A 19,995-nucleotide genomic window follows, 5' to 3' on the forward strand; every position below is an offset into this window, starting at 1 on the left:
GTCGCCCGCCTCAGCGGGCGGGTGGGGCGGTGCTGGCGCGGACGATCAGTTTCGTGGACAGCTCGACGCGGCCCTGCGGCAGGTCGGCGCCCTCCTCGTGGGCGAGGAGGGTGCGGATGGCCAGCGCGCCCAGCTCTGCGATCGGCTGCCGCACCGTCGTCAGCGGCGGTGAGATCCACTGCGCCACCGGCACGTCGTCGAAGCCCACCACGCTCATGTCGTGGGGCACGGACAGGCCCCGCTGCTGGATCGCGGCGTAGACGCCGGTCGCCTGCTCGTCGTTGGCGGCGAAGATCGCCGTGGGCGGGTCGGGCAGGTCGAGCAGGGTCAGCGCCGACTTCAGACCGGAGGAGTAGTGGAAGTCGCCGTGCTCGACGAGCCCGTCGTCCGGCGGGATGCCCGCCCGCTCCAGCGCGGCCCGGTAGCCGGCCAGGCGGGCCTGGCTGCACAGGAAGCGCATCGGCCCGGTGATCGCCGCGATGCGCCGGTGGCCGAGCTCGATCAGGTGCCGGGTGGCGGCCAGCCCGCCGCCCCAGTTGCCCGCGCCGATCGACGGGTCGTCGGAGTCGACGTCGCCGACCGGATCGACGAGGATCACCGGCACGCCGAGCTGCGCGATCCGCTTGTGGTCGGCCGGCGACAGCTCCGACAGCGCGAGGACGATGCCGCGCGAGCCCCGGTCGGAGACGTCCTCCAGCCACTGCTGGGCCCGTCTCGGCCCGCTGTCGAGCACCGAGACGACGATGCCGACCCGCGCGGCCCGCGCAGCCGCCTCCCCGCCGCGGATCATCTCGGCGGCCCAGGGCGTGCTCGCGTCGTTGAAGAGCATCTCGATCAGGCCGCCGCGCCGGCCCGCCGCCACGGCGCGCTTCGTGCGTTTGGTGGGGACGTAGCCGCGTTCGACCAGCATCGTTTCGATCTGGGCCCGCGTGGCCGGCGCCACGTCCGCGCGACCGTTGAGCACCTTCGACACGGTGGCGCGCGAGACGCCGGCCGCGGCGGCGATATCGGCGACGGTGACCCGCCGTTCGACTGAGTCAGACACCAAGACATGCTCCATTGCGGAAACCGGGCTTCACTGTCGCAGCTACCATCGTAGGGGCCGTGAGACAGCCGGACCGAACCTCGCGAACGCCGGTACGACCGCGACGCGCCGGCCACCTGGAACCCGCGCGCAGGCGCGCCGGACGCCGGGTCACCGCGTTCACATCCATCCGCCGTCGACGATCCAGTTCTGGCCCGTGCACATCGCACTGTCGTCGGCCGCCAGCCACAACACCATGCGTGCCACGTCAGCGGGCATGACGTGCTCGCGCAGCGACTGGGCCCCGCGTACCTTCTCCAGCGTCTCGGGTGTGGCCCACAGCGCGAGCTGCCGTTCGGTGAGGACCCAGCCGGGGATGACGCAGTTGACCCGGATCCGGTCGGGGCCCAGCTCCCGTGCCAGGGTGCGGGTCATGCCCTCGATGGCGGCCTTGGCCGCGATGTAGACCGGCAGCCCGACGAAGTCCGCGTGCGCGCTGATCGAGCCCAGGTTGATGATCGAGCCGCCGCCGAGCTCGCGCATGCCGGCGGTGACCGCCTGGATGGCGAAGAAGTGGTGGCGCAGGTTGACCGCCATCCCGTTGTCCCAGAACGCCTCGTCCACGGCCGCGCTGTCGTGGCGTTCGTCGTTGGCGGCGTTGTTGACCAGGATCGAGATCGGCCCGAGCTCCGTCTCCACCGCCGCCACCGCCGCTCGTACCTGCTCGACGTCGCGCACGTCGGCGGGGACGAACACGGGCTTCGGGCAGTCGAGCTCGGCGATCCGGGCGAGCAGCCGTTCGGCACCCTCGGCGTCGATGTCCGCGAAACCGACGCGGGCGCCCTGCGCGGCGAGGGCGGCGACGAACTCCGAGCCCAGCCCGGTCGAGCCGCCGCTGACGAAGGCGACGCGGTCGCGCAGGCTGGGGTAGACGGCGTAGCGCGGCTTCCCGGCCTCGGCGGCCTCGGCGGCTTGTGGTGCGATGGTCATGGCGACCCCCAGGGCAGTAGCACTCCTCGGCCGACCGAGCCGCCGGCCAGGTCGGCGAAGGCCGTGTTGACGTGGTCCAGCGGGTAGCTCCGGCCGATGAGCGCGTCGAGCGGCAGGCGGCCCGCGAGGTAGAGGTCGAAGATCCGGGGCAGGTCGATGAGCGGGTTGGCGGAGCCGTACAGGCTGCCCACCACCCGCTTCTCCCGCTGCACCAGCAGGTTCAGCGGGACCGCGAACGTCGTGCCGACCGCGCCCAGGCCGACCGCCACCAGCGTGCCGCCGGGGCGGAGCACGTCGATGGCCGTCTCCAGCGTGGCAGGCCGGCCGATGGCCTCGATCGCCCATTCGGCGCCGCGCGGCCGGACGGCCCTGATGGCGGCGGCGACGTCCTGGCTGGAGGCGTCCACGGTGTGCGTGGCGCCGAGCCGGGCCGCCATGGCGAGGCGTTCGGGGACGACGTCGACGACGATGATCGGGTTCGCGCCGGCCAGCCGGGCGCCGAGCACGCTCGACAGCCCGACGCCGCCCGCGCCGAAGATCACGATGGCGTCGCCCGCGCACTCTCCCACGGCGTTGAGCACCGCGCCGACGCCGGTGATGACGGCGCACCCGGCGATGGCCGCGATCTCGGGCGGCACGTCGGACGGAACGGGCACCACGGCGCGCTCGGAGACCACGCAGTATTCGGCGAAGCAGGACACGCCCAGCAGGTGATGGACGCGTGCGTCGCCGTCCCTGAGCCGGGTGGTGCCGTCGAGCAGGCCGCCCGAACTGGCCTGGATGCCCGCCGCCTCGCACAGGGCGGGCCGTCCTGCCAGGCAGTAGGGGCACTGACCGCACCGGGGCCGCCACATCAGGCAGACCCGGTCACCGGGCTTCACCCCGGTGACGCCGGGGCCGACCTCCTCGATCACGCCGGCGCCCTCGTGCCCCGGCACGACCGGGAGCGGGGCGCGCAGGTCGCCGGTCAGGTAGTGCTGGTCGCTGTGGCAGACGCCCGCCGCCTCGACCCGGACCAGGACCTCTCCCGCGTGCGGCGGGTCGAGTTGTAGTTCGCGGACGGCAAGGGGGGATCCGACGTGTTCCAGCAGCGCGGCTCTCATCTGCCCCCTCCGGTCGCCCTCGCAGCCGGCCGGTGAACGAGGAGACGGCGTACTCGTCCGGCAACGTGCTGCTCAGGTCTTGACTCGATCGTTGTAACGGTAGATGTCACGAACACTTGACGTCAACAGTTTCGGAACTTTCGACCGTGGTGGTCGCAGGATGCCGGACCGCCGTCCGGGTGTCCATCGGCGTCGGACGGCGGCGGTCTGGCGGGTGATGGCTTTTCGACATGGGGATATGCCGAGCCGACGGATGGGTTCCGGCACCCGTCGCACGGATCGCGACGTCTCGAAACTCGTCTCGACAGGATCGGAACTGTCCATCCGGTCGGGCTACTCCCCGGCCGCCGATCGCGGTGTCCCGGGAGCGGGCCGGCCATCGTGGGTATCCTCCGGAAATGCCCCAGAGGACCGTGCTGACCTGCCCCCAGTCCGAACTCGTCGCGGTCTACGAGGCCGCCCTGCGCAACCTGCTCGACGTCAACACGATCGGCGGGATCATCCGCGCCGGCGGCGGCTATCCGACCCCGTGGACCAGGGACGCCTCGATCAACTCCTGGTACGCCGCCAGCCTCCTGTCACCGGACGCGGCCCGCGACACCCTCATGGCCGTCACCGACGGGGGGCTCGTCCAGCAGGACGACCAGTGGTGGGACCAGATCATCTGGGCCGTCGCCGCCTGGAACCACGTGCTGGTGACCGGCGACGAGGAGTTCCTGGCCCGCGCGTACCCGATCGCCGCGGCGACGATGGAGGTCCTGGACAAGGAGCGGCTCGACGGAAGGTACGGGCTCTATCGCGGTGGCTCCGTCATGCAGGACGGCATCTCCGGCTACCCGGAGCCGCCCAACGACCCCGCCATCGGCTCCAGTTTCGTGCTGGACTACCCGGAGGCGCACCGGATCATGTGCCTGTCCACCAACGCCGTCTACGCCGGGGCGCACCGGGCGCTCGGCCGGATGGCGGCCGCGCTCGGCGCCGACGCGCGACCCCACCTGGAGCGGGCCGACGCCACGGCCGCCGCGGTGAACCGGTGGCTGTGGCGGGAGGACGCCGGCCTGTACGGCTACTTCCTGCACGAGGACGGCCGCCTGGATGCGCACCAGGAGGCCCTGGGGCTGGCCATGGCGATCCTGTTCGGGGTGGCGCACGAGCGGCGGGCCGCCCTCGTCGCGGCGAACACGCACCGCGAGCCGCGCGGCGTGGTCAACGTCTGGCCGCATTTCGACCGGTACAGCCCGGAACGTCCAGGCCGCCACAACGCGATCTGCTGGCCGATGGTGATGGGCGTCTGGGGCGACGCGATGGCGCGCGGCGGTCATCCGGACCGCTTCCTCGAAACGCTGACGGACCTGCTCGGCCTGTTCACCGGCGTCCCGGCCGACGCGGCTACGACCGACGGTGGCCCGGCCAGCGCGGGTGGGCTGTACGAGGTCTACCACGCGATCACCGGCGTGCCCGATGGCGGCTGGCAGCAGGGCAGGCCATGGCCGTCGGAGCCCGACCAGACCTGGTCGGCCACCACCCTGCTCGGCCTGGTGCACCACGGCCTGTTCGGGCTCAGGTTCGAGCCGGAAGGACTGCGCTTCTCCCCCGCCATGCCCGCGCACTGGACCGAGGCCACGCTGAGCGGCCTGCGCTACCGCCACATGACCCTGGACCTCACCGTCTCAGGGGGCGGCACACGCGTACGGGACGTCCGCCTCGACGGACGCGAGGCGGACCTGATCCCGGCGGACCTCACCGGCCACCACGACGTCCGGATCACACTCGCCTGAAGCGCCTGGTGAGAAGCCCGATGCCCGCGCGACGAAAGGAGCAAAAAGCTCTCCGGCTATTCACGTGATCGCTTGCGCCACCTAACGTCTTTTCCTATCGGGGTCCTCCATCGGGCACACAGAAGGGGAGGAGATGGCCGACATGACGGATACGGCGGCGCAAGATGGCACGGCTTCCGACGACGGGTTAGCCCGCGACGACTACGCACTGCAGCGGGTCCCCCAGCAGGCCCGCTACGGCTGGCTCACCGTCGCCGTACAACGGTTCGGCATGCTGTCCGCGCTGTCGCAGTTCCTGCTCGGCGCCACACTCGGCATGGGCATGCGTTTCTGGGACGCCGTGCTCGCCATCACCCTCGGCGCGGTCATCCTCGAAGTGGTGGCCATCGCGATCGGCATCGCCGGCATGCGCGAGGGCCTGTCCACCGCCGTGCTCGCCCGCTGGTCGGGCTTCGGCCGGTACGGCTCCGGGATCATCGGCGTGGTGATCGCGGTGTGCCTGCTCGGCTGGTTCGGCGTGCAGTCCGGCGTCCTCGCCCAGGGGCTCGCCTCCCTCCTCGGCGGACCTCCGGTGTGGGTGTGGGCGATCCTGTCCGGGCTCGCCATCACCGCCATCGTCGTGCACGGGTTCGCCGGCATGGCCTGGACCGCGTGGATCACCGTACCGGCGTTCCTCGCGCTGGCCGGCTGGGCCATCGCGGTCGAGCTGGGCAGGCAGGACCTGGGCAGCCTGATGGCCTCGGCGCCGCCAGGACCGGCCCTGAGCCTGGCCCAGGCCACCACCATCGTGGCCGGCGGCTTCATCGTCGGCGCGGTCATCTCGCCGGACATGACCCGGTGGAACCGCAGCGCCGCCGACGTCGTCAAGCAGACCGTGCTCGGCATCACGCTCGGCGAGTACGTGATCGCCCTGGTCGGCGTGCTGCTGGCGCACGCGCTGCGCACCGGCGACGTGATCGCCATCGTCACCACCACCTCCGGCGCCGTCGGCACGATCGTGCTCGTCAGCGCCACCCTCAAGATCAACGACTGGAACCTGTACGCCGCCAGCCTCGGCACCACCAACGCCCTGCACACCGCGTTCGGCATGCGAGCCAACCGCGCGGTCGTCACCGTCGCACTCGGCGTCGTCGGCACGGGCCTGGCCGCGGCCGGCATCCTCGACCACCTCATCGGCTTCTTCACCCTGCTCGGCGTGGCCATCCCCCCGATCGCGGGCATCATGGTCGCCGAGTACTACGTGGTGCGCCGCTGGCGCGCCGAACTCGACGCCTCCCGCGCCTCGGGAGAGCTGCCCGCGTCCGCGCCCGGCTGGGTTCCGGCCGCGCTGGTGATCTGGCTCGTCTCCTCCCTCGTGGGCCACTATCTGACGTGGGGCATCCCCGCGCTCAACGCCCTGCTCGTCGCGTTCGTCCTGTACGCCGCCGCGGGCCGCCTCCACCTCACCGGCTCCCCCTCCCGCACCACCACCTCCGCCTGACCCGACCCCCGCTTCGCCCCCTTTCAGACAGGAGTTCTTCGTGCGCGTTGGGATCGACGTGGGCGGCACCCACACCGACGCCGTCCTCATGGACGGGTCCACGGTGGTCGCCGAGGTCAAGGCCGCGACCACGGCCGACGTGACCGGGGGCATCGTCACCGCGTCGCGGCGCCTCCTCGACGGCGGCGGCGTCGACCGGAGCGCCGTCGACGGCGTCATGATCGGCACCACGCACTTCACCAACGCCCTGGTGACCGGCCGCCGGCTGGCGCCCACCGGGATCGTCCGGCTGGCGCTGCCGGCGACCGCCGCCCTGCCACCGCTGGTCGACTGGCCGGAGCGGCTGGTGGCGGCGATCCGCCCGAGCGTGCACCTGTGCCACGGCGGCCACGAGTTCGACGGCCGCCCGATCTCACCGCTCGACCCGGACGAGCTCAAGCGCGCGGCCGCCGACCTGGCCGCGCGGGACATCCGTACCGTCGCCATCAGCTCGGTCTTCTCCCCCGTCAACGCCGAGCTGGAGGAGGAGGCGGCGGCGATCCTGCTCGCGGAGCTGCCGCACCTGCACGTCAGCCTCTCGCACCAGATCGGCCGGATCGGGCTGCTGGAACGCGAGAACGCCACCATCGTCAACGCCTGCCTGCGCGATCTCGCCGGCGAGATCGTGGACGCCTTCGCCCAGGCCCTGGCCACGGTCGGTGTGAGCGCGCCGCTGTTCCTGTCGCAGAACGACGGCACGCTCATGGACGCCGGGCACACCCGCCGCTACCCGGTGCGCACGTTCGCGTCCGGCCCCACCAACAGCATGCGCGGCGCGGCGTTCCTGTCGGGGCTGAGCGACTGCGCGGTGGTCGACATCGGCGGCACGACCACCGACGTCGGCATGCTGTCCGGCGGCTATCCCCGGCAGGCGAGCGGCGAGGTCGACATCGGCGGCGTACGGACGAACTTCCGCATGCCGGACGTGCTGTCGATCGGGCTGGGCGGCGGCAGCCGGGTCACCGGCACGCCGGAGCCGGACATCGGCCCCGACAGCGTCGGCTACCAGCTCACCGAGCACGCGCTGGTGTTCGGCGGCCAGGTGCTGACCGCGACCGACCTGGCCGTGGCCGCCGGGCTGGCCGACGTCGGCGACACCTCCCTCGTCCGCGGCCTGGACCCCGAGCTGGTCCGCCGCGGTGTGGCCCGGATGTCCGCGACGGTCGCCGACCTGGTGGACCGGATGCGGGTCACCCCCGAGCCGCTGCCGGTGGTCATCGTGGGCGGCGGCGGCGTGCTGATGCCGTCCGAGCTGCCCGGCATCCCCGCGACGCACCGGCCGGAGCACGGCGCGGTGGCCAACGCCATCGGCGCCGCGATCGGGCAGATCGGCGGGGACGTGGACCGGTTGTTCGCCGTCACGCCCTCCGTCACCCGCGAGGACGTCCTCGAACAGGCCCGCGCCGAGGCCGTCGAACGGGCCGTCGCGGCGGGCGCCGCACCGGACAGCGTGCGGATCGTCGACGTCAACGAGGTGCACGTGCCCTACCTGCCCGGCAACGCCGTGCGCGTACGGGTCAAAGCGGTCGGCGATCTGGACCTGAGCGCGAAGACGTCCCCAGACGAGGAACAGGAGCAGCAGTGGGCTACGAGCTGACCGTCGAAGGGCTGCGGGACCTCGCCGAGGGCGCCGCCGTGCTGGGCACGGGCGGCGGCGGCGATCCGTACATCGGCCGGCTGCTGGTGGAACAGCAGCTCCGCGCCGGGCGCACCATCCGCGTCATCGGCGTGGACGAGCTGCCCGACGACGCGCTCGTGCTGCCCAGCGCCATGATGGGCGCTCCCACGGTGTTCGTGGAGAAGGCGCCGTCGGGGGCGGGCAACGTGATCGCGCTGCGGGCGCTGGAACGGCACCTGGGCCGTACGGCGGCCGCCACGATGCCGATCGAGTGCGGCGGGATCAACTCCATGATGCCGCTGCTGCTCGGCGCCCAGACCGGGCTGCCCGTGGTGGACGCCGACGGCATGGGCCGGGCCTTCCCCGAGCTGCAGATGGAGACGTTCGCCGTGTACGGGGTGCCGGGCTCGCCCATGTCGATCGCCTCCGACCACGGCGACAGCGGCATCATCGACGCCGTGGACAACCTGCGCATGGAGCGGCTGGCCCGGGTGATGACCGTGGAGATGGGCGGGGCCGCCTACATCTGCGACTACCCGATGGACGCGGCGACCGTCCGCCGCACCGCCATCCCGGGGACGCTCTCCCTCGCCATGAAGCTCGGCGCCGCGCTGCGCGTGGCCCGCGCCGAGCACGCCGACCCGTTCGAGCGGCTGAGCGAGGCGCTGGCCGGCACGATCTACACGCACGGCATCGTGCTGTTCACCGGCAAGGTGGTGGACGTCGACCGCCGCACGACCGGCGGCTTCGCCCGCGGCACGGTCACGCTGGCGGCCAACGACGATCCGGCCGACGAGATGGTGATCACGTTCCAGAACGAGCACCTGATCGCCCGCCGCGGCGGGCGCGTGGCCGCGATCGTGCCCGACCTGATCTGCACCCTCAACAGCGAGACCGGGCAGCCGGTCACCACGGAGGCGCTCGCCTACGGCCAGCGGCTCGCCGTCTACGCGATCTCGACGCCCGGCATCATGCGCACCCCTGAGGCGCTGGCCTGCTTCGGCCCGGAGGCGTTCGGGCTGAGCGAGCCGTACGTCCCGGTCGAGCGGCTGACCGGCGAACCTGTGTGATCGGCCATCATGGGGTGATGACACGTGGCACGGTGAAGTTCTGGAAGGCCGACAGGGGCTGGGGAGCGATCTCCTCCCCTGAGCTTCCGGCAGGGCGCGACGCGTTCGCGCACTTCAGCGAGGTCGTGGGCGAGGGATACCGGGTCCTGGAGGAGGGCGACGAGGTCGAGTTCGACCTCGTCGAACGGCCGCAGGACAGCTTCGACTACGTGGCCGAGAACATCCGCAAGCGGTGACGGCCGTTCCTTCGTGGGACGGGGACGCCCGCGCTCAGCTGCCTACCGACGGATGCCTCAGCTGGATTCGCGGTCACGACCTGGACGAGGTGGTGCGGATCCTCGGTGGTGACCCGGCCTCGATCTCCCCGGCGACGTTCGCGGAGGTCGAGGAGGAGGCCAGGGACCTGCTCGGCGAGGAGGACGGCGCGGAGACCGAGCGGGCGGTGATGCTGGCGGCGCGGCACGGCGGCTGGATCGTCGTGCTGGAGATCTTCCACGCGCGGGCACCGGAACACCTGCCCGAACCTTCGGCCACGGGTGCGGCGCTGACCGTGCGATGGCTGCTCCACCGGCCCACCATGCTCGCCTACGCCGAGGCCGGGCGGCCGATCGCCGGCCCAGGAGGGTGGCCGCGACTCCGCGCAGCGGGCCGCCGAGCAGTTGCAGGCGCTGGGGCTGGAGCCGGAGGACGGGATGAAGGCCGCCCTGCTGCGGGACCTCGCCTACTACCTCGCCCACGGAAAGAATGCCTGAGCGCGCCGGTCAGCAGTGCAGGGACGACGCCGAGGGCTGGGTGGGGGCGGGCTGGGGCAGGGTCAGGACGAAGCCGCTGGCGGGGAGGGTGGGGATGCGGCGCAGGGAGATGGTGAGGTCCTGCTCGGGAACGTCGTAGTCGAGCCGGGCCAGGCGGACCGCGAGGGCCTGGAGCAGGGCGAGGGTGATGTCATCCCCCGGGCAGCGGTGGCCGGTGAGCGGGTCGCCGCCGCCCTGCGGGATCAGCTCGTACGGGCCGAGCTCGCGGCCGGCGAAGCGCCCCGGGTTGAAGGTGTACGGCTCGGCCCACAGCTCGGGGTCGTGGTTCTGCCCGAAGACGTCGAGCAGCACCAGGGTTCCCTCGGGGATGCGTTCCCCGGCCCACGTCAGGTCGCGGGCCGCGACGCCGGCGACGAAGGGCGCGAACGGGTAGAACCGCCGCACCTCCTGGGCGAACGCCTCGGTGTGGGCCGCGTCCCCGTCGCGCAGCGCCTTGCGGTGTTCGGGCCAGCGGTGCAGGGCGTGAGCGGCGAACGTCACGTACCAGGCCACCGCCGCGGTCGGGCGGATGATGTTGAGCAGCTCCACCGCCGCCGTACGGGCGTCGAGCGGCCTGCCGCCGGCGTCGCGGCAGTTGACGATCACGTCGAGGGCCGAGCCCGCCGGCGCGGTGTCGGTACCGTCGCGCAGGTCGCCGACCAGGTCGGCCAGCCACGCCTCGCGGCGGATCCTGGCCAGCCGGCCGCGCCAGTGCCGTGGCCCTGCGCTGCCGAACCCGTCCACCATGGCCGTGAGGTCGGCGGCCAGGTCGGGCACCTCGGCGTCGCAGACCGGCATGCCCGCCCACCGGCACACGCCCGCCGTCAGGACTTGCGCGGCCTGCTCGAAGAGCACGACCCGGCGGCCGTCGCCCCACGTGCCGGCCGCCTCGTCCCAGGCCGCGCCCGTGTGCGCCGCGAGTGAGCCGACGCCGACGCCGGTCAGCACCGACATGAACACCGCCTTGCGCACGCGGTGGCAGGCGCCGTCCAGGGTGTGCACCGCGCCGGGCCCGGCCAGCGTGCTCCTGACCGGCTCGGGCAGCGCCGTGCCGCGGCGGACGTTGCCGTCCTCGTAGAAGAAGCGTGCCACCTCCGGCCCGCGCAGGCCCACGGCCCGCCGTCCGAGCAGCCGGGTGTGCGCCACCGGCCCGTGGGAGCGCCGCAGCAGGCCGGGCAGCCACCCGTAGCCGTCGAGGAGGAGGAAGATCGTGTCGTCCAGCACCAGCATGAGATCAGTCCCCGCCTTCAAGGTCACCGGCGAAACGGCCGCGCCCGGCCGCGCGCAGGTCAGACGCGGTCATGATCGGAGCCGCCGCGTCCGTCACGAGGGCGGGCCGCCGGGATGAGATCCGCGCCGCGCAGCCCCGAGTACGGGCCGGCCGCGCCCAGCCCCGCGGTCTGGATGACCCGGCTGATGTCGGTGGGGGTGATCAGGCCGATCAGGCGGCCTGCGGGATCCAGCACCACGGCGCGCCCGTCCGTGCAGCCGCCCATCCGGTCGAGCAGGTCGGTCAGCGCCTCCTCAGGAGCGGCCCGCGGCACGTCCTGCGGGGAGCAGGCGATGTCGCGCAGCAGGGTGTGAGGCCGGCGTTCCGGGCTCACCCGGCGGATGCGGTTGAGCGTCACCAGCCCGACGAACGCGCCGTTCTCGTCCACGAGGGGGTACGTGGACAGGCGCTGACGCATCACGACCCGTTCGATGAGGCTCGACACGCTCTCGTCGGGATGGGCGGCGACAGGCGGGCCGGACATCACGTCGGCCACCCGCACCCCGTACAGGGCCGTGCCCAGCCGGGCGTGCTGCTCCTCGGCGCTGGCCGCGTTGACCAGGAACAGGCCGATCAGGGCGAGCCACAGCCCCTCGAACCCGCTGCCGGTGACGACCTGGAGGAAGCCGAGGGCGATGAGCACGTACCCGAACACGCGGCCGGCGCGCGCCGCGGCGATGGCCGCCCGCGCCCGGTCTCCCCAGCGCGCCCACAGGGCCGCGCGCAGCACCCGGCCGCCGTCCAGCGGCGCCGCCGGGATGAGGTTGAAGATCGCGAGCAGCACGTTCACCGCGGCGAGGTAGGAGAACATGCCGGCCAGCAGCGCCGCGCCTCCCGTGGCCCCGACCAGCCCCGCCAGCACGCCGAAGACCAGCCCGGCCAGCAGGCTCGCCCCCGGCCCCACGACGGCGATCCTCAGGTCGGCGCCCGGCGAACGGGGTTCCCCGTGCAGCTCGGCCACCCCGCCGAGCAGCCACAACGTGATCCGCTCGACCTCGATGCCGTTGCGTCGCGCCGTCACGGCGTGGGCCAGCTCGTGCGCGAGCAGGGACGCCAGGAACAGCACCGCCGAGGCCAGCCCGGCCAGCAGGTACACCACCGGCGAGTAGCCGGGGAAGACCACGGGGAAGCGCCCGAGGGCCAGCCCCGCCACCAGGATGACGACGATGACGAGCACGCTCAGGTTGAGGCCGACCTGGACGCCGGCAATGCGGCCCAGCGGGATCGAGGAGCGCATCATTCCTCCTGCCGTTCGGTGTCCGCTTCCCGTACCCGGGCGTGACGGGAGGTCACGCGGCGTGCACGTTGCTCTCCTCCTACCCCGGCATAACGGGAGGTCACACGGCAAATACCGCGATCTCCGCGTCCTCTCTGATATCGCTTTTCTTGGACGTACTTGGACGTACGGCGCGCTCAGTCGAGGAGCTCGACGTACCCGTTCGTTCCGTGCACGCGGATGCGCTGACCGTCCCTGATCAGCCGGGTGGCCCGCTCGACCCCCACCACGGCCGGCAGCCCGTACTCCCTGGCGACCACCGCGCCGTGCGTCATGATGCCGCCCACCTCCGTCACCAGCCCGGCGGCGGTCACGAACAGCGGGGTCCAGCTCGGGTCGGTGTAGGCGGTGACCAGGATGTCGCCCGGCTCCAGGTCGGCGTGCGCCATGTCGGTGACGACCCGAGCACGGCCCTCGACCGTCCCCGCCGAGACCGGGAGCCCGATCAGTGCGCCCTCGGGGGCGTCGTCATGCCGGTACTGGCCGGTGAGGGCCTCGCCGTCCGAGGTGAGGACGCGGGGCGGGGTGAGCGTCTCGTACGAACGGAACTCCTCCCGCCTTGTCTGGATGAGTCCGGCGTCCACGTCACCGGTGCGGACGACCTCGCGCAGTTCCTCGAACCGGAGGAAGAAGATGTCCTCCCGCTCCTGGAGGACGCCGGAGTCGACGAGGCGATCGGCTTCGCGGAGCAACGCCTGCTTGTAGGCGAAATAGCGGCTGATCATGCCGTATTTCGGATATTCCCGGTAGCCGGCGAAGGCGCGGACGCGGTCGATCATGCGCTTGGTCTCCTCGGCCTTCTCCTCCCCGTCCGGCAGGGCGCGCAGGCGGGCCAGCACGTCCCGCTCCTTCCGCCGCGCCTCCTCCAGCCCCTGCTCGAAGTGCCGCTTTGCGGCGCCGGGCGCGAAGTTCCTGACGTTGCCGAGGAGCGCGGGCAGGAGCATGGCCGGGTTCTCGCTCCAGCGCGTCCTGGTGATGTCGATCTCGCCCGGGCAGCGCATGCCGTACTTGCCGAGATAGCTCCGGATGGCATCGCGCGCCTCCCGGCCGCCGTCCAGCGCGGCCAGCTCGTCCAGGAAGGCGTCCCCCTCTCTGCCCTCGTCCACGCCCTCGTCCACGACGCGGTGCAGGAGTGCGACGAGCTCGGCGTGCGGCCTGATCGTGTCGGCGACGTCGAGCAGCTCCAGGCCCATCTCCGACGTGACGTTGTACGGGACGGACTGCGTGAGCACGTCGGCCGCGTTCTTCTCGCCCAGCCACTCCTCAAGGTGCTCGTTGAGCCACCAGCTCGCGTCCATCCCCGCCATGATCAGGGGGAGGCTGCGCGGGTCGAACAGGACGCGCCTCAGCTCGGCGATGTCCGCCAGGACGAAGTCGAGCAGCTCCGTCCCGGACAGTTTCTCGATGTCGTGCCGCAGGGTGAGCAAGGACTCCTCACCGCGCCTGATCAGCTCGGCGACGAGCGCGGGGTCGGGGTCTTCATCGGCCTTGGCGAGATCAGTGGGTACGGCCTTGGCCGGGGCGTCGGCGGGGTCGTCGTCCGGGGTCGTGCGGATGAAGTCGCCGCGGTCGAGGACGGCCCGCAGCGCGTCCCGCATCAGCGGATCCGACTTCCCCACCATCTCCAGCATGGTCGCCCGGCCCGACGGCGTCCTCAGCTTGGGCGCCATGTCGACGAACAGCCGCCCGCCCGCCTCGTACATCGGCTGCAGCGTCGTCCGCTGCCACACGGACAGCCCCAGCGGCTTCATCGCGTCCGTCATCATCTGCTGGTGGCCGACGGAGACGTAGACGTGGTTCTCCTGGTCGCCGGCCTCGGGGATGGGGAACAGGGTGGTGATCGGCCGGCTCTGGACGATGTGGAAATCCTCGCCCACCAGGCACCATTCGATGTCCTGGGGCCGGCCGAAGTGCGCCTCGATGTGCCGGCCCAGCCGTACCAGCCGCAGGACCTGGGCGTCGGTCAGCGCCGGCTCCGTCTGCCGCCCGGCCTCGACCGGCGCGTCCTCGACGCCGCCTTCGCGCGCCGCCAGGACCGAACGGGTCTTGGTGGCGACCGCCGTGCCGATGACCTGGTCGTCGCGCACCGTGTAGACGTCCCCGGCGACCAGCCCGGCGACGAGCGCCTCGCCGAGCCCCCACCCGGCCTCCACGGTGGCGACCTTCCGGTTCGAGGTCACCGGGTCCGCGGTGAACAGGATCCCGGCCGCGTCGGGGAACACCATCCGCTGCACGACCACCGCCATGCGTACCTTGCGGTCGTCGAAGCCGTTGCGGCGCCGGTAGGTCACCGCGCGTTCGGTGAACAGCGAGGCCCAGCACCGCCGGACGTGCAGCAGGACCGCGTCCAGGCCCGCGACGTTGAGGTAGGAGTCCTGCTGGCCGGCGAAGGACGCGGTCGGCAGGTCCTCGGCCGTGGCGCTGGACCGTACCGCGCAGGCGGCCCCCTCCCCCAGCCGGGCGAGCGCCGCGCCGATCTCCGCCACGAGGTCGCCGGGCAGCGTGACGCCCTCGACGACCCGGCGGATCTCGGCGCTCAGGGCGCCGATCGCCTCGCGGTCATCCGGTTCGGCCCGCGCGAGCTGGTCGAGCTGGGCGTCGAGCGACGGCGTCGCGGCCATGACCCGCTGGAACGCGTCCGTCGTGACGCAGAAGCCGTCCGGCACGCGGACGCCCTCGACCGTGGAAAGCTCCCCGAGCTGCGCCCCCTTGCCGCCGACCTCCGCGACCTTCGTCGAGTCGATCTGATCGAAATGCATGACGTAAGCCAATTTCCGTCGCTCCATCGCTCGTCTGGTCGATTGGCAACCGGCAGTATGGAGCACTTTTCGATTTCTCATGAGGCGGGAGCATCTGCTATAACCTGAAACTGACGGGGAGAAGGCTTACCTCCCGTTTTGACGCCGCTCGCACGGCTCGTCTCACGTGTTACGACGCGCGTACGACCACGCTCCCACGACGAGCGCGCAGCCCAGCCCGCCGAAGGCCATCCCGCCGAAGAGGATCATCCACGTCACGTCCCCGCTGCTGGTGAACGGCGCCGGCGGCGCGAACGGCGGGATCACCCCGACCAGGCTGAGCGGCACCATGACCAGCAGGACGATCCCGTACCCGCCCAGGCACAACCCCACGCCCCAGGCCGGGACCAGCGGCAGGAGAGCCGGCACCCGCCGCCCGGCGACCAGCGGCACCCACCGCGGGAACACCTTCCCCCACCGGTGCACCAGCCCGAGGGCGAGGAAGACGCCGAGCAATGCCGCCAGCACGGTCAGATCGACGCCGACGGCCGCCAGCGCCTGGTAGACGGCGCCCCCGTCACTCTCGATCCCCCGCCGCCAGTCCCGGCCGGTCACGCCCAGGGCATCACCGCCGAGGGTCCACACGGTCTTCACCGCCGCCCACGGCACCAGCCCGCACAGCAGCAGCCAGACCGTCATCCTGACCCGCGACGAAGCGGCCACATCATCCTCCGGACCTCGAACGCCCGCCCCAAGCGTCCAGCTTTCGACAACGTGCGCGCCTCCCCCGCACGGGGGGAGACATTCACCCTTGGGAGCCTGGCCCCTGCCGCTCGCGCGCGTTGTCTCCGGCCACTTCACTGATGTCGCGCTGTCGTTCGAATGGCCGTGAATTCTGCGGACACGGCGCGAGCCGGATGACACAATGTGACCATGCGACCACCCCGAGCGAAGTACTTCAACACCACCGGTCCCTGTGATCCGCGGCTGCACTACATGCTGCCTCCCACGCCACGGCTTCCCGAGGCGCGGGCGCTGATCGAGATGGACCGCTATTTCGTGTTGCACGCGCCCCGGCAGACCGGCAAGACGACCATGCTGGACACCCTGGCATCCGAGCTGACCGCTCAGGGCGACATCGCCGCCCTGTCGTTCTCCTGCGAACGCGCCAAAGTAGCAGGCGACGACGTCGGCTGGGCGGAGGAGATGCTGCTGGACTCCATCCGCCAGGCCGCCGCGCAGTCGGGATGGCCGAAGAAACTGCTGCCGCCGGATCCCTGGCCGCAGATCAGGCCGGGCAGCCAGTTCATCAAGGCGCTGAGCGAGTGGTGCCGCCACAGCCCCCGCCGGGTCGTGCTGCTCATCGACGAGATCGACGCCCTGCAGGGCGACAGTCTGGTCAGCATCCTCAGCCAGCTCCGCGACGGCCACAACGCGCGGCACAAGGGACACCCGTTTCCTGCCTCGGTGGTGCTCTGCGGGCTGCGCGACCTGCGCGACTACAAGATCGCCTCCGGCAGCACCCCCGACCAGTTCAACCCGGCCAGCCCGTTCAACATCCTCGCCGACTCACTGCGCCTGGGCGACTTCACCGCCGACCAGATCGCCGAACTCTACGACCAGCACACCCAGGCAACCGGCCAGGAATTCACCAAAGACGCGGTCGACCGAGTCCACGAGCTGACCCAAGGACAACCCTGGCTGGTCAACGCCCTCGCCCACGAGATCACCTTCAAGATGGGAGTGACCGACACCATCACCGTCGAGTCGGTGGACGTTGCCAAGGAACGGCTGATCCGAGCTCGCAGCACCCACCTCGACTCCCTGGCGGCCCGGCTGCAGGACCCCCGAGTCATGCGGGTCATCGAACCGATCGTGGCCGGCATCTCGCCGGACACGGACATGTCCTTCGACCACGCCGTCTCCTACGTCCACGATCTGGGCCTCATCCGAGACACCCGAACCCTGGACATCGCCAACCCCATCTACCAGGAGGTCCTGCTCCGGGTACTGGGCGATCGCACGGAGCGGTTCGTACGCGCCGACCCGCACAGTTTCGTCCCGCCCGACGGCCGGTTCGACCTGACGCGCGTGCTAGAGGAGTTCGTCGTGTTCTGGCGCGAACACGACGAAGTCCTCACCCAGCAAGAGGGCTACCACGAAGCCCCTGCCAGATCATCCTCATGGCCTTCATGCACCGCCTCGTCAACGGCGGCGGCCAACTCGACCGCGAATACGCCACCGGCAGCAAACGCCTCCACATGCTGATCCGCTGGTTCTACCCCGGCCCCAACGGCGAACGGCTCGTACAACACCAGGCCATGGAACTCAAAGTCTGGCGACCGGGCGAGAACGACCCGACCCCCGAGGGCCTCACCCAACTCGACAACTACCACGACCGCCTCACCCTCGACACCGGCGTACCGGTGATGTTCAACCGACGCTCCAAAGCCCCGCCCTGGGCCGAACGAGGCGCCTTCGAACAGGCCACCACACCGTCCGGCCGCCAGGTCACCGTCCTGCGCGTGTGAGGCCGACGCGGCCATACGCCCGCTGTGTGATGCTTTCACTGGACGGCCTGCCGGATCCCTGGACCATCACACCGCCCCCGCGCGCGAGACGGTGCGCCCGAACGGGGCCACTGCGGCATCTCGCGGCCGAGTTGTTGCAGGATCCGATCGGCGGCGTGGCGGACTGAGCCCCGCCGGGCGACAACCCGCCGCAGGCCTCGCACCGTACGGCCACAGCACGCCTCGACCACCGCTGACCAGCGCTCTCACCGCCTCGGGCAACACCCTTCCGGTGTATGGAGGAACGCGAACGGCCGGGCAGGCAGCCTCCCCCAACCCCGCGATGAAAGTTTCACGGCTCGTTGACACGAGGAAAGCGCTTTCCTACGGTCACCCCGGGCACTGACGCAAACCCACGACCGGCCCGCCGCCGCGCCCCCCGCGGCCATCGGCCCATGCCTGGGAGCGCGCCAGGGACCGTGAGAAACGCATGCGGCATCCGACGACGAAGGCGGGACGAGCATGAGACGAGCAGTCGTGTTACGACTCGGGGCGGCGCTGGCCGCGGCGGCCACGGCGGCCGCCGCCGCGGTGGCCCTGCCGATGATGCAGGCGTCGGCGGCGGTCGGCACCGTCACCGGGTACGCCAGCGCCAACGGCGGGACCACCGGCGGCGCGGGCGGGCAGACGGTGCGGGCCACGACGGGGACCGCGATCCACGCGGCCCTGTGCGGCCGGGCCAGCAGCAGCACCCCGATCACCATCGAGGTCGAGGGGACGATCAACCACGGCAACACCTCCAAGGTGTCGGGCGGGAGCTGCAACACCGCCGCCGGCGTGATCGAGCTCAAGCAGATCAGCAACGTCACGATCATCGGCGTCGGCAACGGCGCCGTCTTCGACCAGCTGGGCATCCACATCCGCGAGGCCCGCAACATCATCATCCAGAACGTGACCGTCAGGAACGTCAAGAAGTCGGGCTCCCCCACGTCGAACGGCGGCGACGCCATCGGCATGGAGAGCGGCGTGCGCAACGTGTGGGTCGATCACGTCACCCTGGAGGCGTCGGGCGGCGAGCCGGAGGGCTTCGACGGCCTCTTCGACATGAAGGACGACACCCAGTACGTGACCCTGTCGTACAGCACCCTGCGCAACTCCGGCCGCGGCGGGCTCATCGGGTCCAGCGAGAGCGACCGTTCGAACGGCTACGTCACCTTCCACCACAACCTGTACGAGAACATCGACTCCCGCACACCCCTGCTGCGGGGCGGCATCGCCCACATCTACAACAACCACTACGCGGACCTGCACGAGTCGGGCATCAACTCCCGGGCCGGCGGCCGTGCCAAAGTGGACAACAACTACTTCGAGGACTCCAAGGACGTTCTCGGCACCTTCTACACCGACGAGGCCGGCTACTGGCAGGTCAGCGGCAACATCTTCGACAACGTGACCTGGTCCAGCCGCAGCGGCGACAACAACCCCGCCGGTCCCAACCCGCAGTCGAACACGTCCGTCAGTGTCCCGTACTCCTACAGTCTCGACGGGGCGAACTGCGTGCCGGACGTCGTCCGCCAGACGGCGGGCGCCAACAAGGGGCTGCGGGTGTCGGACGGCTCCTGCACGCCCCAGACACCCACGACCACCCCGACGGTGACGCCGACCGTGACGCCGACGGTCACCCCTCCGCCCGGCGGGACCAACCTCAGCATCGGGGCCGGCTCCGACGGCTCCAGCAAGGCGAGCGGGACGAGCTACGGCAACGTGCGCGACGGCGACATGAGCACCTACTGGTCGCCCTCCGGCTCGACCGGTGACATCTCGATCAAGTGGGGCTCCGCCACGACGGTCTCCAGCGTCGTCATCCGCGAGCCGTCGGGGTCGAGCGGTGGCATCGGGTCCTGGCAACTGCTCAACGCCGGCAACGGCGCGGTGCTGAAGTCGGGCACGGGGGCGGGCGCGATCACTTTCACGCCGACCTCGCTGAGCAAGATCACGTTCCGGATCACCAGCTCGAACGGCACGCCAAGGGTCGCCGAGTTCGAGACCTACGCCGGGTAGTGGGCTCAGGTCGGGCGGAGGCCGTCGGTCCGACGGCCTCCGCGGCCGCCGGCCGCCTCGGAAAGCGCCGTCACCGAGAAATGCGCGCGTTTGGCGAGCTCGCGGTAGCTGGGCTGCCCGGCCTTGACCCGCAGCTGTCTGAGCTCGTGCGCGAACCTGTGCAGCGGGTCGTTGTCCGGATCCAGCACCCGCTCAGGACGTGCCGTCTCCCGCATCCCCCGTGACAGTGAAGGTGAATCGGCGGGCG

At 71.5% G+C, this 19,995-nt stretch carries 17 protein-coding genes; 8 read left to right on the forward strand and 9 right to left on the reverse strand.

The features are described from left to right. Window positions 1-10: 10 nt before the first annotated feature. The 3 genes from AB0C28_RS28715 to AB0C28_RS28725 all read right to left on the reverse strand — a co-directional run bounded on the left by AB0C28_RS28715 (window position 11) and on the right by AB0C28_RS28725 (window position 3,117). A complete protein-coding gene (locus AB0C28_RS28715; RefSeq protein WP_357835489.1) occupies window positions 11-1,045 on the reverse strand; it encodes a LacI family DNA-binding transcriptional regulator in 1,035 nt (344 codons plus the stop codon). Between the two features lie 159 nt (window positions 1,046-1,204). Continuing rightward, window positions 1,205-2,014, reverse strand: coding sequence for an SDR family oxidoreductase (locus tag AB0C28_RS28720; protein WP_358078759.1), 810 nt, complete (start codon window positions 2,012-2,014; stop codon window positions 1,205-1,207). Next, on the reverse strand, window positions 2,011-3,117 hold the full coding sequence (locus AB0C28_RS28725) for a Zn-dependent alcohol dehydrogenase (protein ID WP_357835495.1): 1,107 nt from the start codon (window positions 3,115-3,117) through the stop codon (window positions 2,011-2,013). Before AB0C28_RS28725 ends, AB0C28_RS28720 begins: the two co-directional genes overlap by 4 nt. A 398-nt stretch (window positions 3,118-3,515) precedes the next feature. Between AB0C28_RS28725 and AB0C28_RS28730 the strand changes: the two genes are divergently transcribed. From AB0C28_RS28730 to AB0C28_RS28750, 5 genes are all read left to right on the forward strand, one after another. Next, the gene (locus AB0C28_RS28730) at window positions 3,516-4,895 is read left to right on the forward strand and encodes a glycosyl hydrolase family 65 protein (RefSeq protein WP_358078762.1); all 1,380 of its coding nucleotides are present in this window, start codon (window positions 3,516-3,518) and stop codon (window positions 4,893-4,895) included. 142 nt (window positions 4,896-5,037) lie between these two features. Beyond that, window positions 5,038-6,375: a cytosine permease gene (locus tag AB0C28_RS28735; RefSeq protein ID WP_358078765.1), complete on the forward strand. Its 1,338-nt coding sequence runs from the start codon at window positions 5,038-5,040 to the stop codon at window positions 6,373-6,375. Between the two features lie 40 nt (window positions 6,376-6,415). Then, window positions 6,416-8,011: a hydantoinase/oxoprolinase family protein gene (locus AB0C28_RS28740; protein WP_357835504.1), complete on the forward strand. Its 1,596-nt coding sequence runs from the start codon at window positions 6,416-6,418 to the stop codon at window positions 8,009-8,011. Then, the gene (locus tag AB0C28_RS28745) at window positions 7,996-9,102 is read left to right on the forward strand and encodes a DUF917 domain-containing protein (RefSeq protein WP_357835507.1); all 1,107 of its coding nucleotides are present in this window, start codon (window positions 7,996-7,998) and stop codon (window positions 9,100-9,102) included. Before AB0C28_RS28740 ends, AB0C28_RS28745 begins: the two co-directional genes overlap by 16 nt. Window positions 9,103-9,119: 17 nt before the next feature. Next, a complete protein-coding gene (locus AB0C28_RS28750; RefSeq protein ID WP_357835510.1) occupies window positions 9,120-9,338 on the forward strand; it encodes a cold shock domain-containing protein in 219 nt (72 codons plus the stop codon). A 73-nt stretch (window positions 9,339-9,411) separates the two neighbouring features. Here the strand turns inward: AB0C28_RS28750 and AB0C28_RS28755 are convergent, their stop codons facing one another. The 5 genes from AB0C28_RS28755 to AB0C28_RS28775 all read right to left on the reverse strand — a co-directional run bounded on the left by AB0C28_RS28755 (window position 9,412) and on the right by AB0C28_RS28775 (window position 15,900). Then, on the reverse strand, window positions 9,412-9,636 hold the full coding sequence (locus tag AB0C28_RS28755; RefSeq protein WP_358078768.1) for a hypothetical protein: 225 nt from the start codon (window positions 9,634-9,636) through the stop codon (window positions 9,412-9,414). 227 nt (window positions 9,637-9,863) lie between these two features. Beyond that, on the reverse strand, window positions 9,864-11,123 hold the full coding sequence (locus AB0C28_RS28760; protein ID WP_358078771.1) for a cytochrome P450: 1,260 nt from the start codon (window positions 11,121-11,123) through the stop codon (window positions 9,864-9,866). A 59-nt stretch (window positions 11,124-11,182) separates the two neighbouring features. Further along, window positions 11,183-12,403: a site-2 protease family protein gene (locus AB0C28_RS28765; RefSeq protein ID WP_358078774.1), complete on the reverse strand. Its 1,221-nt coding sequence runs from the start codon at window positions 12,401-12,403 to the stop codon at window positions 11,183-11,185. A gap of 173 nt (window positions 12,404-12,576) precedes the next feature. Next, window positions 12,577-15,198 (reverse strand): rifamycin-inactivating phosphotransferase, encoded by a 2,622-nt coding sequence (gene rph / locus AB0C28_RS28770; protein ID WP_358078777.1) that lies wholly within the window; start codon window positions 15,196-15,198, stop codon window positions 12,577-12,579. Between the two features lie 162 nt (window positions 15,199-15,360). Further along, the gene (locus AB0C28_RS28775) at window positions 15,361-15,900 is read right to left on the reverse strand and encodes a hypothetical protein (RefSeq protein ID WP_358078780.1); all 540 of its coding nucleotides are present in this window, start codon (window positions 15,898-15,900) and stop codon (window positions 15,361-15,363) included. A gap of 210 nt (window positions 15,901-16,110) precedes the next feature. Between AB0C28_RS28775 and AB0C28_RS28780 the strand changes: the two genes are divergently transcribed. The 3 genes from AB0C28_RS28780 (at window position 16,111) to AB0C28_RS28790 (ending at window position 19,748) form a co-directional block, all read left to right on the forward strand. Further along, complete coding sequence (locus AB0C28_RS28780) at window positions 16,111-17,445, forward strand: ATP-binding protein (RefSeq protein ID WP_358078783.1); 1,335 nt, start codon at window positions 16,111-16,113, stop codon at window positions 17,443-17,445. After that, entirely contained in the window at window positions 17,439-17,708 is a 270-nt protein-coding gene (locus tag AB0C28_RS28785; RefSeq protein ID WP_358078786.1) for a hypothetical protein, read from the forward strand. Before AB0C28_RS28780 ends, AB0C28_RS28785 begins: the two co-directional genes overlap by 7 nt. Window positions 17,709-18,209: 501 nt before the next feature. After that, window positions 18,210-19,748 carry a polysaccharide lyase family 1 protein gene (locus AB0C28_RS28790; RefSeq protein WP_358078789.1) on the forward strand — a complete coding sequence of 513 codons (1,539 nt, stop codon included), beginning with the start codon at window positions 18,210-18,212 and terminating at the stop codon, window positions 19,746-19,748. Between the two features lie 5 nt (window positions 19,749-19,753). Here AB0C28_RS28790 and AB0C28_RS28795 read toward each other — a convergent pair whose 3' ends face one another. Further along, window positions 19,754-19,963 carry a hypothetical protein gene (locus AB0C28_RS28795; protein WP_357835537.1) on the reverse strand — a complete coding sequence of 70 codons (210 nt, stop codon included), beginning with the start codon at window positions 19,961-19,963 and terminating at the stop codon, window positions 19,754-19,756. Window positions 19,964-19,995: the final 32 nt, after the last annotated feature.

Origin of the sequence: Nonomuraea sp. NPDC048892 (assembly GCF_040649735.1) — a bacterium.
Classification (GTDB): domain Bacteria; phylum Actinomycetota; class Actinomycetes; order Streptosporangiales; family Streptosporangiaceae; genus Nonomuraea; species Nonomuraea maheshkhaliensis.